Source organism: Sphingobium jiangsuense, from assembly GCF_014196495.1.
In the GTDB taxonomy this organism is placed as follows: Bacteria; Pseudomonadota; Alphaproteobacteria; order Sphingomonadales; family Sphingomonadaceae; genus Sphingobium; species Sphingobium jiangsuense.
In genome coordinates this window covers 186242-198470 of the sequence record NZ_JACIDT010000006.1, presented here as the reverse complement: position 1 = coordinate 198470, position 12229 = coordinate 186242, and the positions used below count along the sequence as shown (strand labels likewise).

General features: G+C 65.7%; 8 protein-coding genes. 4 read left to right on the top strand and 4 right to left on the bottom strand.

Features of this window, described 5'->3' with window-relative positions; genetic code table 11:
- The first annotated feature begins 181 nt into the window (after positions 1-181).
- The gene (locus GGR43_RS10515; RefSeq protein WP_188071898.1) at positions 182-2539 is read left to right on the top strand and encodes a TonB-dependent receptor; all 2358 of its coding nucleotides are present in this window, start codon (positions 182-184) and stop codon (positions 2537-2539) included.
- Between the two features lie 57 nt (positions 2540-2596).
- Here the strand turns inward: GGR43_RS10515 and GGR43_RS10510 are convergent, their stop codons facing one another.
- Together GGR43_RS10510 and GGR43_RS10505 are read right to left on the bottom strand one after the other, a co-directional pair.
- The gene (locus tag GGR43_RS10510) at positions 2597-3328 is read right to left on the bottom strand and encodes a TetR/AcrR family transcriptional regulator (RefSeq protein ID WP_188071897.1); all 732 of its coding nucleotides are present in this window, start codon (positions 3326-3328) and stop codon (positions 2597-2599) included.
- A gap of 88 nt (positions 3329-3416) precedes the next feature.
- Complete coding sequence (locus GGR43_RS10505; RefSeq protein ID WP_246343603.1) at positions 3417-4958, bottom strand: class I adenylate-forming enzyme family protein; 1542 nt, start codon at positions 4956-4958, stop codon at positions 3417-3419.
- Between the two features lie 212 nt (positions 4959-5170).
- On the opposite strand from GGR43_RS10505, the gene GGR43_RS10500 reads away from it, so the two are divergent.
- From GGR43_RS10500 to GGR43_RS10490, 3 genes are read left to right on the top strand one after another with little or no spacing between them, the layout of a single operon-like run.
- Positions 5171-6373 (top strand): aromatic ring-hydroxylating oxygenase subunit alpha, encoded by a 1203-nt coding sequence (locus GGR43_RS10500; protein ID WP_188071895.1) that lies wholly within the window; start codon positions 5171-5173, stop codon positions 6371-6373.
- A gap of 50 nt (positions 6374-6423) precedes the next feature.
- Complete coding sequence (locus GGR43_RS10495) at positions 6424-7608, top strand: CaiB/BaiF CoA transferase family protein (protein ID WP_246343599.1); 1185 nt, start codon at positions 6424-6426, stop codon at positions 7606-7608.
- A 46-nt stretch (positions 7609-7654) separates the two neighbouring features.
- On the top strand, positions 7655-8425 hold the full coding sequence (locus GGR43_RS10490) for an endonuclease III domain-containing protein (RefSeq protein WP_188071893.1): 771 nt from the start codon (positions 7655-7657) through the stop codon (positions 8423-8425).
- Here GGR43_RS10490 and GGR43_RS10485 read toward each other — a convergent pair.
- Positions 8349-9122, bottom strand: a complete 774-nt coding sequence (locus GGR43_RS10485) for a hypothetical protein (RefSeq protein ID WP_246343513.1) — start codon at positions 9120-9122, stop codon at positions 8349-8351. The genes GGR43_RS10490 and GGR43_RS10485 overlap by 77 nt on opposite strands.
- Positions 9123-9348: 226 nt before the next feature.
- On the bottom strand, positions 9349-12159 hold the full coding sequence (locus GGR43_RS10480) for a bifunctional diguanylate cyclase/phosphodiesterase (RefSeq protein WP_188071970.1): 2811 nt from the start codon (positions 12157-12159) through the stop codon (positions 9349-9351).
- Between the last annotated feature and the right edge of the window lie 70 nt (positions 12160-12229).

The following is a 12229-nucleotide window of genomic DNA, read 5'->3' as shown; positions in this document are numbered from 1 at the left end:
TATTGCAACGATTTTGCGATTTTTAGGCAAGAATTATGCGGCAAACCACTTTTTGCCGATCTCTATCTATGTTGACAAAAATAACATTATGTCGTTCACATGTCGCAGGCCGCTACAAAGCGGCGAAACAGAAGCCTGAAGAGCGAAAAGCCGAGGCGAGAAGATCGGGAGAGGAAACACCATGTCGAGCGTTCACCATCGTTCCACGCTCTATTTTTCCACGGCGCTGCTGGCGCTGGCCCTGCCGCAGGCGCTCCATGCGCAGCAGCCCGTCGCGCCGGAGCAGACCGGCATCGCGACGCCGGGCGACATCATCGTGACCGCCCGTCGCCGCGAGGAGCGGTTGCAGGACGTGCCGCTGGCCCTTTCGGTGCTGGGCGGCGATACGCTCGCGCGGCAGGGCATCGGCGATCTGGCCGACATGGGCGGCAAGGTGCCGGGCCTCGTTGTCGCCAATTCGCTGGGCGGCGGCCGATCGACGCCGACCTTCGCGATCCGCGGCCAGAGCCAGCAGGAACTGACCGGCATCGCCGACCCATCGGTGACGCTCTATGTCAACGATATCGCCGTGCCGCGCCCGCATGGATCGAACATGGCCTTTTTCGACATCGCCAGCGTCGAGGTGGCGAAGGGGCCGCAGGGCACGCTGTTCGGCCGCAACACGACCGGAGGCGCGATCCTCGTCCGCACGCAGCGCCCGGTCGACCATTTCGAGGCCAGCGCCTCGCAGATGGTCGGCAATTACGACGCCTTCACGACCGAAGCCATGGTCAACCTCGCCTTCACCGAAAAGGTCGCTGTCCGCATCGCGGGCCAGCATATGGAGCGCAAGGGCTATATCTACGACGACGTCACCGGCGAGGACATCAACCACCTCAACGAGGATGCGCTGCGCGTCACGCTGGCGATGAATCCGTGGGAGGGGGCGGAGAGCATCACGACGCTGGGCGCCGCCCATGCCGACAATGGCGGCACCGGCGGCTTCGTCTCCTTCTCGCTCAACCCGTTGTTCCAGTCCGCGCTGGCCGCGCAGGCACAGCGGAACATCCGCCATACCGCGAGCGGCATCGACATGTTCTCGCGCATCCGCAACTTCTTCGTCGACAACCAGACCAGCGTGGACCTGAACGACCGGCTGACGCTGAAGAACATCTTCGGCTATCGCAAGCTGCGCGTCCATTCGATGGAGGATCTGGACGGGACGGCCGACCTGCTCTTCCCGGTCGAGCGCATCGTCAGCCAGCACCAGATCAGCGAGGAATTGCAGCTGCAAGGCACATTCGACAGCTTCGACTTCATCCTCGGCGGCTTCTATTTCCGCGAGAAGTCGAGCGACCAGGCGCTGACCACCGGCGCGCTGTCCGGCACCGGCCAGACCGATCCGGGGCTGATCGAGCCCAACAGCATCCTCGCCTTCGCGCCGCGCTATTCGAACACCTGGGTCAAGCCGACCAACACCAGCTACGCCGCCTTCTTCCAGGGCACCTACAAGTTCACCGACCAGCTGTCGCTGACCGCGGGCATCCGGCAGAACTGGGACAAGCGAGAGGTCACGACGCTCAACCGCGCGTTCATCCCGGCGGTATCGACGGCGGGGCTGAGCTGCCGCTTCACGCTCGATCTCGACGACAATCCGGCCACGCCGGAAACGCGCCCGCCGATCGACCAGTGCGCCTTCACCGGATCGAAGCTGTTCAAGGAGGTGACCTACAATATCTCCGGCCAGTATCAGCCGCGGCAGGGCATGCTCTTCTACCTCGCCCATCGCCATGGCTACCGTTCGGGCGGCTTTTCCGCGCGCGGCAATAGCGAGGCGACGCTGTCCGACGTGTTCGAGCCGGAGCTGGTCGACGATTTCGAGCTGGGCGCCAAGGCGGACTGGACCGTCGGCGGCATGTTCCTGCGCACCAATCTCGCCGCCTATCTCGCCGAATATAAGGGCCTGCAACGCATATTGGCGCAGGGGCTTGCGCCGCCGGTCACCGTCACCACCAACGCCGCGCAGGCGCAGATCAAGGGCATAGAGCTGGAGGTGCTCTTCCGCCCGGCGCCGATGTTCGAGCTGTCGGGCTTCTATGCCTACACCAGGGCGCGGTTCAAGAAATATATCAGCCCCAATGGCGACGACCTGTCGCGCCAGCGCTTCCCGCGCGCGCCGCGCAACAGCTATTCGATCACCGGCACCTTCATCGCCCCGGTGGACCGCGATGTCGGCGACATCCGGCTCGCGCTGACCTACACCCATCAGGACGCCTATGACTATAGCGACGATTTCGCGCTGGAAGTGGCGCAGGACGGGACGCCGATCCCGGCCGGGGTCGCCTATAACCGGGCGCAGATCATCGAGAAGCAGGACCTGATGAACCTGTCGGCCGACTGGAACGGAGTGATGGGGTCGGGCTTCGATCTGTCCGCCTTCGTCAACAACCTGACCAACAGGAAATATCAGGTGCCCTATATGGGCGTGGTGTCGGTGTTCGACGCCCGCGCGCCGGGCGAGCCGCGCACCTATGGCGTCAAGTTGCGCTATCGCTTCTGAAATGGGATCGAGGGGAAGCGCGGCGGCGCTTCCCCGCACCCTCTATCGACCGTGGCGTCAGCCCGCCCGGCGCATGCCGTGCAGTTCCAGCGCCTGCCGCGACACCAGATCCTTGAGCGCCATATTCTCCTCCCGCAGCCGTTGCAGCTCCAGGCTGTTGTCCGAGGACGGGCCGCTATGGCCGCTCAGCATCGGCTCGACGATGAAGCGGCGGATGAAGTGGCGCAGGTCGTCGCCCGCCAGCGACAGCCGCTCATAGGCGAGCAGCAGCATCAGCTGCGACATCAATATCCAGTGCACCACGCGGTCGAGGTCGAGGTCCTCGGCCAGTTCGCCGGTGCGCCGCGCATGCTCGATCAGGCCGCTCCACTGGGTGCGCTGCCAGACATAGAGCGACACCTGCCTGCCGGAATAGCGCGGCATCAGGTCCGCATCGCGGATCACGCGCATGAGATAGGGGTTTTCCCGCGACACCTCGATCGACAGGACGATCGCCTCGGTGATCTTGTCGGCGAAATCATGCTCCCGCGTCATGCGCGACCGGATGATCTGGTTGACCTTGACGATCTCCAGATGGCCGATCCGGTCGATGATGTCCTCCTTGCCGGAGAAATATTTATAGACGGTCTGGCGCGAGACGCCGGCCTGCGAGGCGATGTCCTCCATCCGCGTCTTGGCGACGCCCGCCGTCTCGAAACAATGACGCGCGGCCTCGACTATCTTCTTCTCGGTCACGCCGAGATCGCCCAGCAGGTCCACGGCGGGGGTGGTTTCGGGTTGCATCATCATCCTCTTGCCAGCGCGCGGCGGCTACGCATGCTTCCCTCTAAACCATAGTGGCCGTGGCCTTGCAACATGGCGACCGGGCGGGCGGGCCTCATCCCGCCACCGCTTCCTCGTCCGGCAGCGACAGGAACAGCTCCTGCAAACCCTGCCGGCGGATCTTCGCCGAGGCGGTGCGCGGCAGCGGGTCGGGCGACAGCAGGATGCGCCGGGGCGTCTTGTAGGCGCCGACCAGTTCCCGCACCTGCGGGATCAGCGCCGCGCCGCTGGCGAGCGTCGGGCCATGGACGATCGCCACCACCTCGTCTCCCCATTTTTCGCTGGGCATGCCGAAAACCACCGCTTCCTCGACGCCCTCGATCCGGGCCATCGCCCGCTCCACCTCGGCCGGATAGACGTTGACGCCGCCGGAAATCAGCATGTTCTTCTTGCGGTCGAGCACGAACAGGCCGAGGTCCGGATCATAGCGGCCGAGGTCGCCGGTGCGGTACCAGCCCTCGGCATCGAACGCCTCGGCATTGGCCTCGGGCTTGCGCCAATAGCCCTGCATCATCTGCGGCCCGCGAATCCATATCTCGCCCGGCTCGTTCGCCGCGACGACGCACCCATCCGCATCGCGAATCTCAAGATCGAAGGTCGGCAGCGGATGGCCGGCGGATTCGGGGCATTGCACGGCGAGGTCGAAATCCGGGTTGGTGATCGCGCCCGATGCCTCGCTGGTCCCATATTGCTGGCGGATGGTCACGCCCTTGGCCAGATATTTCTCCAGCAGCGCGCGCGGCACCGGGGCGCCCCCGGCATTGCCGGTGCGTATCGAACTGATGTCGGCCTCGGCGAAGCCGGGCGCGGAGGCGATCCGCTCGAACAATGCGGGGACGCCGGGGAAATAGGTGATCCTCTCCCGCACGATGAGGTCGAGCGCGCGGGCGGGATCGACGCCCTTTTCGATGAAGCCGATGCCGCCGGTCGCCAGCAGCGGGCACAGAACGCAGATGCAGGTGCCCGTGAAGGCGAGCGGCGCGAGGATGACGAAGCGCTCCGCGCCGATCGTCCAGCCGAAGGTCAGGATCAGGCTTTGCACCATGGTGTCGACCGAGCGGTGGGTCAGCAATATGCCCTTGGGCACGCCGGTGGTGCCGGAGGTGTAGCAGATGGCGATGCCGTCATCGTCGCTGCGGCGATGGTCGCGAAAGGGGCGCTCGGTCGCGAGAATATCGCTCCACGGCAAAGGCGACTGTCCGTCGGCGCGCATGTCGTAGACATGGATCGCCTGCCGGTCTTCGGCCGGATGGTCGATGCCCAGCTTGCCGATTTCGGCCGGGCAGGAAATCGCCAGCATGCAATCGGCGTCGCCCGCGATCTGCTCCAGCTCGAACGCGCCGAACATGCGGTTGAACGGCACGGCAATCGCCCCGGCGCGAAAGGCGCCGATGAAGGCAAGGCACCAGTCGAGCGAATTTTCGAGCAGGATGCCGACCCGGTCGCCGGGGATGACGCCCTGCTCCAGCAGGCACGCGGCGACCCGCGCCGAATAGAGGTCGATCTCCTTCCAGTTCAGCGATCGCCCCTCGCAGCGGAGCGCCACGGCATCCGGCCGGTGCTTCGCCCAATGGGCGATATAGCGGTTGAAATGCATCCTCGGCACCTTCCTTGTGATTATCGGTTTACGATCATATATTAATGTCAATTCTCATTCATGCAAATGCGCATTTTTGATTGAGTAGCGGAATTAAATCGCCCATGCCCTTAGCGTATAAGTTGACATTTTATATAAAATGACACCACATTAGATCCGAGCCATGACTCATGCCGGCATCTGGCCGACGATCATATCAGGAGAGTGGATCCGTGACTCAAGCAACCAGCGCCGTCGCCCTGGACGGAGACGTAGTGGACCGGCTGATCCAGCTTATCCGCGACAATGGCACCGACCTCGCCGAATCGGCGCTGACGGTGCCGACCGCGCATTTCGTGTCGCGCGAGCGCGCCGAGGCGGAAATCACGCTGATGCGCTCGCTGCCGCTGATCGTCGGCCATGTTTCCGACATTCCCGATCCGGGCAGCTTCTTCACCCGCACCATATTGGGCATCCCGTTGCTGGTGGTGCGCCAGAAGGACGGGTCGGTCGGCGTGTTCCGCAACATGTGCCGCCACCGGGGCGGCCATGTCGAGCCGGCCGAGAAGGGCCGCAAGCCGATCTTCATGTGCCAATATCATGGCTGGTCCTACGCGGCCGAGGGCGGCGCGCTGAAGGGCGTGCCCTATGAGGAGACCGGCGGCAAGGTGGACCGCCGCTGCAACAGCCTGATCGCCTTCCCGGCGGAGGTGCGCCACGGGCTGATCTTCGCGACGCTTTCCGATATCGAGCCTCGCCCCGTCGCCGCCTATCTGGGGCCGGAGATAGACAGCCAGATCCTGCCCTGGCAACTGGAGGAATCGGTCGTCTTCATCGATGAGACCATCGAGCTCGATATCAACTGGAAGCTGGTGGTGGACGGCACCATCGACAGCCTGCACGCGCAGTTCCTGCACCCCAAGCCCGGCGGCGTCGGATCGCGCACCGTCAATCATTGCGCGGTGTTCAAGGAATTCGGCCGGCACGGCAAGATGTTCATGGCTCGCGCGAAGCTGAAGAAGCTGCTCGACGCCGGGGAGGACGGCAGCGCCAGCTCCAAATATATCGGCACCGTCATGCAGATTTTCCCGAACAACGTGTTCGTCGAGGCGCCCGAACATGTCGAGCTGTGGAGCGTGTGGCCCAATGTCGACGATCCGACCAAATGCTCGGTCCGCTTCCGTTTCCTCGTCCGCGCCGACATATTGTCGCCCGAACTGGAGGCGCGGGTGCGCAAGAGCTGGGAGATATTGCGCGAGGCGGGGATGGAGGAGGATTTCCCGATGGAAGCCTCGATCCAGCGCAACGCCGTCTCCTGGCCGGAGGGCAGCTATCATTATGGCCGCAACGAGAAGCCCGCCCAGCATCTGCACCGGCAGCTGCACAAGGAGATAGACGGCGCGCGCACCGGGCCGGGCACGATCAGCTTTTCCTGATCCCGCCGCCCCTGCCTCGTCCCTTTCCCGCGCCATGAGAGACCGTGCCGATGCCTTATGATTTCCTGTCCGACCTGCTCGTGCTGGAAGTCGCCCAGTTCGGGCCGGATGCGCTGGGCGGCTATCTTGCCGACATGGGCGCGCGCGTCATCAAGGTGGAGCCGCCAGAGGGCGATCCGCTGCGCTATTCGGGCGCGCTCGCCGTAGGGTCGCCGGACGGCTTCAGCTACATGCATCTGCGCTGGAACCGGGGCAAGGAAAGCCTGATGCTGGACCTGACCACGGACCGGGGTGTGGCCGATTTCCTGAAGCTCGCCGCCCGTGCCGATGTGGTGATAGAGGGGATGCGCGCGGGCATACTCGACCGGCTGGGCGTCGGCCATGAGGCGCTCGCCGCCGTCAATCCGCGCCTCGTCTTCTGCTCGGTGTCGGGCATGGGCCGGTCCGGCCCCTATCGCGCCATGGCCTCGCACGGCCCGTCCTTCGACGCTTTTGGCGGGCTGGGCCGTCCCACCGGCGAGAGCATCAGCAAATATGAAGGAGTGCAGCCCGCCTCGGTCGGCATGCACGCGGTGAGCCTGCATGCGGCGCTGGGCGTGCTGTCGGCGGTCATCGGCGCGCGGCGGACGGGCAAGGGCGCGCTGATCGAGGTGGCGGCGGCGGAATCGGCCGCACACTGGCTGCCCGACGCGGTAGAGCCGCTGCTCAACGGCGCGCTCAACCATGATCGGCCGGGCTTCAATGATCCGAGCGGGCGGATGCGGCTCTGGGCGCGGATGGACAATTATGCGACCCGCGACGGCAAGCTCATCTATCTGATGTCCCTCACCGAGAAATCGTGGAACGCCCTGATCGGGGTGCTGGGCCGCCCGGATATTCAGGCGATCTACGACCGCGCGCCGCAGACCGGCACCGAGGATGCCGAGGTCGCGGCGGCGCTGCGCCAGGCGTTTCTGGAAAAGGACCGCAACGCCTGGCTGGCGCTGTTCCGGCAGGCCAATGTCGCGGCCATGCCGGTCAACGATTTCGAGGACCTGATCCGCGATCCGCATTTCCTCGACCGCGACAATCTCTACCGCGTCGATCTGGACGAGGCCGGGCCGCTGACGCTGCTGGGCACGCCGGTGCGGGTCGAGGGGGAGAGCTTCTCCGCCCGCCTCGCCCCGCGCCTCGACCAGCAGGGCGATGCCATCCGCGCCGAGTTCGGCTTGCAGGCGGAGCCGGTCGACCCATGACCGGGACCGGCTTGAAAATGTTCCCTGTTTGTTCTATGCATCGTCCATGCAAGGAACATTCGATTTCGGCGCTGCCGGTGATCTGCTGTGGGTCCGCGATCAGTTGCGGTCCTGCTTCGAGCGGGTTCGCTCGATCCCGCTGCGCACGCCCGTCGGCCAGCTGGTGAAATCCTCGATCAGCGGTCGCACCCGCGATGAGGTTTCGACGCTCGCCTATCGGCGGCTCGTCGAGACCTATCCCGGCTGGGCGGATGTCGCGAATGCCGCGATCGCCGAGGTCGAGGCCGTCATCGGCGACGTGACCTTCCCGGATGTCAAGGCGCGCTATCTTCACGATGCGCTTCAGGCGATAGCGGCGCGACAACCGGATTTCGATCTGACCTTCCTCCACCAGTTCGGCGTCGGACAAGCGCTCGCCTGGCTGGAGCGCCTGCCCGGCGTGGGGCGCAAGGTGTCGGCGTCCACGCTCAACTTCAGCACCCTGCACATGCCCGCCTTCGTCGTGGACACGCATATCCTGCGGATATTGCGCCGTTTCGGCTTCGTGCGCGGCAAGGCCGATACGCGGAACGCCTATGAGGCGGTGATGGCGACGGCGCAGGACTGGAGCGCCACCGATCTCGCCGAACTCCATATCCTGATGAAGCGCCTCGGCCAGACCGTCTGCTGCGCCGACCGCTCCGATTGCCGCGACTGCCGGATCGGCCTGCGCTGCCGGGCAGCGGCGAGCACCCTCCCTCTCAGTTCACGCGCTGCACGCCCTCGCTATAGTCGATCCGTATGCGGACCCAGGCGCCCAGTTGCGGGCGGCCGTTGATGCGGGGCGGGACCACCAGAAACTGCCATGCCGCGCGCCGCACCGCCTGCCCCAGACCGGAACCGAGCGGGCGCTCCTCCAGTATCCGGCAATGGTCGACGCGAAAGCGCTCGACGGTCTGGCAGGCGATCAGGCCATAGCCGTTGCGAGGCATGTCGGACGGGAGATAGCCCGCCAGTTCCGCGCTGGTCGGCTCCCTGTACCATTCGGCGTTGTAGAGTTGCGCACCGCCCGGCCCGTCCCCCGGTCCGTAGACCGACGCGGCATCCTTGCCGTTGGCGCTGCCGTCGCCGCGCCGGCTTTTGATCCGGCCGATATCGGACGCGGCGAACTCCTCAGGGCTGAGCAGGATCATCGAGGGAGCCTCCACCTGCGGCCTCGGCACAGGGGTGTCGGGGCGATCCTTCGGCGGGACGACACGCTCGACCGCTTCCTTCCGCCGCGCCTGCGCCGCGCTCTCGCGCGCCTGCACCGCCTTGGCAGCGCGCTGCTCGCCCGCATGGGGCGCGGGCAGATCGAAAGTGGCGAGGCTCTGGTCGGCCCGCCGGAACGGGATGATATCGGGCGTCAGCCAGAGCAGCAGGAAGGCGATCAGGACATGGATGAAGACGGTCAGCGCGATCGCGGCCGACCGCTCCCGCAGGCGCACGTCCCGCTGTGGCCGGGACAGGGCAAGCGAGGTCGATCGCATCAGCATGGGCACCCGATCAGCACGGCGCCCGCGTGGGGATCACGGCAAGGGAGAATGCGGCGCGGCTCGGCATTCGGGGTGGCCATCCAAAGCTAAGAAGAACGCGGCGCCATCCGTCTCAATCCGGCTGCCGCAGCGCAGGCTCTAGGCCGCCTCATGCCTTCCCGCAAGCCATTAGCGACAGATCGGAGCAGCCTTCCCCCGCCGCCGCCCCTCTCCTTCCGCCGCCGGATTACAGGCCCTGGGCGCGCGCCTGCGCCTTTGCCCGTTCTTCCCCGTCATCCCGTCCGCTCGGCGCGCTCGCCGGACGGCCGAAGAGATAGCCCTGCACCTCGTCGCATCCCTCATCCTCCAGCAGGGTCAGCTGCACGTCCGATTCCACGCCCTCGGCCAGCACCGGCACGTTGAGGCTGCGCCCCAGCGCCAGCACCGCGCGGATGATCGCCCGCGCCTGCGGCCGCTCATGCGCCTGAAGCAGGAAGGACTTGTCGATCTTGATCTTGTCGAACGGGAAGGAATGCAGCGTGTCGAGCGAGGAATAGCCGGTGCCGAAATCGTCGATGGCGATGCTGACCCCCATCCCCTTGATCGCGCGCAGCACATGCAACGCGCGCAGCTTGTCGCTTATGATCGCGGTTTCGGTGATCTCCAGCTCCAGCCGCCTGGGCGACAGGCCGCTTTCCAGCAGGATCTGCGCGACCAGTTCGGGCAGATTGGGCTGGGTCAGCTGCACCGCCGAGATGTTGACGGCGACCTTGCACTGTTCCGGCCAGCGCGCAGCCTCATGGCAGGCCTGCCGCAGCACCCATTCGCCGATCGCGAAAATCTCGCCCGTTTCCTCGGCGATCGGGATGAAATCGGCAGGCGACACCGCGCCGCGGACCGGATGCCGCCAGCGCAACAGCGCCTCATAGCCGGTCAATTCGCCGGTCCTGAGCGAGCGTTGCGGCTGATAGAGCACGGCCAGTTCGTCGCGCTCCAGCGCCCGGCGCAGGTCGTTGGCGATCTGGCGGCGATCGCGGGCGACCTCGTCCATCCCCTTCTCATAATAGCAGATATTCTCGCCGATGCTGGCCTTGGCGCGGTACATCGCGAGGTCGGCATTGTTGAGGATCTGCTCGCGGCAATTGCCGTCCTGCGGGTAGAGGGCGATGCCGATGCTGGCGGCCAGCACATAGTCGTTGTCGTTGGCGGTGCCCGCCTCATCGAAGCAGGAGGCGAGCCTCCGGACGAAATCGTCGAATTCGCCATCGTTGCGGAAGGCCTTGGCCGCCGCGAACTCGTCGCCGCCGAACCGGGCGACGATCTCGTCCCCGGCCAGCACGTCCCTGAGGCGGGAGGACAGCATCTTCAGCGCCTCGTCGCCGACCGAATGGCCACGCGTGTCGTTGATTTCCTTGAAGCGGTCGAGGTCGAGCACCGCCACGCCCAGCCGGCCGCCGGTCCGCCGGGCCAGCTCGATCTCCGTATCCACCCGCTCGTTGAAATGGGCGCGGTTGGGCAAGCCGGTCAGGCCGTCATGCATCGCCAGATGGGCAATCCGCGCCTCCGACTGCCGCCGTTCGGTGATGTCGCTGAAGGTGGAGACCCAGCCGCCATCGGGCAGCAGCCGCGTGGCGATGGAGACGATGAAATCCTCGTCGAAATCGTAGACGACCGGCGAACCCGACGGGGTGTCCCTCGCCTGGTCCATCAGGCTGCGCATGGTTTCGAGCTGGCGCTCCATGCCCTCTTCCCCGCCATGCGTCCGCGCGCGAATCGCCATGGCCTGCACGTCCGACACATGCAGGCCGGGGCCGACATCGCTTTCGGCCAGATGCCACATCTCCAGAAAGCGGCGGTTGCGCAGCACCAGATGGCCGGAGGCATCGAACAGGCACAGGCCCTGATGCATATGCTCCATCGCCGTATCCAGTTGCAGCCGCATTTTCTCCAGCCGGTCCTGATCTTCCTTCAGCCGGGTCATGTCGCGGGTGATCTTGGCGAAACCCATATGCCTGCCTTCGTCATCGCAAACGGTCTGGATCGAAAAATGCGCCCAGAACCGGCTGCCGTCCTGACGCAGATGCCAGCCTTCGCCGGAATAGCTGCCTTCGCGCAACGCGGCCGAGAGCATCTTCTGCGCCTCGCCCCCGGCAAGCTCCCGGAACGCATCGAGCGGCAGGCCCCGCGCGGCGTCCGGCGCATAGCCGAACAGGCGCGCGGCCCCTTCGTTCCAGCTCGTCACCCGACCGTCCGGCCCCAGCATGCAGATGGCGTAATCCGCGATGCCCTTCACCAATATGCTGAACTGGCGCTGCTTCGCCCGGATCGCGAGGGTGGCGTTGCGGCTGATGGCCGCCGCGACGACCGAGAGGACGAGGGTGAGGAAGGCCACCGCCGAAATGCCGACGGACATGATGCCCGGCGACAGGGTGAGCCCCGGATCGGCGGCGGGCCGCGACGGTATGAGGCTGAGCGAGGTCATGCCGGTGAAATGCAGCAGCATCACCGCCAGGACGAGCAGCGCGCCCGCCACGATGCCGCTGGAGACGGTACGCCCGCGAATGGCGAGCGGCAGCGCGAGGACCAGCGGGGCGATGGCGAACAGGATCGACGCCAGCACATATTGGCTGTCCCACCGGAACAGCGCGGGCATCTCGATCGCGCTCATGCCGAGATAATGCATCGCCGCGATGCCGCCGCCGACGATGGAGGCGCCCATCACCGCGCCCCACCGGCCCCGGCGTGCGCAGGCGACCGTGAAGCCGAGCACGGTCATCGCCACCGCCACGCCCAGCGAGGCCAGCGTCGGCAGCGGGTGATAGCCGGTGACGAGGCCCGGATCATAGCCGAGGATGGAAATGAAATGCGTCGCCCAGATGCCGAAGCCGGTCACCGTCCCCGCGATGGCGAGCCATTTCCGGCGCAGGCGGCCGCTGCTTCGGCGGACCTGCCGCAACAGCATCACCGCGCCGCCCGCCGACGCGATGCAGACGAGCGCCGCGAGGATCACCAGCACGAGATCATGCCGGTCACGGATGCAAAACAGGATTGGAAGCACATTTCCTCCCTCAGCCATGGTTATATTTTGCGGCCACCTAGCCCCCAACCGGTTAAAACTCCGGTAATTT

Excerpts from the sequence above, each read along its gene's own strand:
- GGR43_RS10490 (WP_188071893.1), top strand. The coding sequence starts at position 7,655 with ATGCAAGGAACATTCGATTTCGGCGCTGCCGGTGATCTGCTGTGGGTC.
- GGR43_RS10515 (WP_188071898.1), top strand. The coding sequence starts at position 182 with ATGTCGAGCGTTCACCATCGTTCCACGCTCTATTTTTCCACGGCGCTG.
- GGR43_RS10505 (WP_246343603.1), bottom strand. The coding sequence starts at position 4,958 with ATGCATTTCAACCGCTATATCGCCCATTGGGCGAAGCACCGGCCGGAT.
- GGR43_RS10510 (WP_188071897.1), bottom strand. The coding sequence starts at position 3,328 with ATGATGATGCAACCCGAAACCACCCCCGCCGTGGACCTGCTGGGCGAT.
- GGR43_RS10485 (WP_246343513.1), bottom strand. The coding sequence starts at position 9,122 with ATGCTGATGCGATCGACCTCGCTTGCCCTGTCCCGGCCACAGCGGGAC.
- GGR43_RS10495 (WP_246343599.1), top strand. The coding sequence starts at position 6,424 with ATGCCTTATGATTTCCTGTCCGACCTGCTCGTGCTGGAAGTCGCCCAG.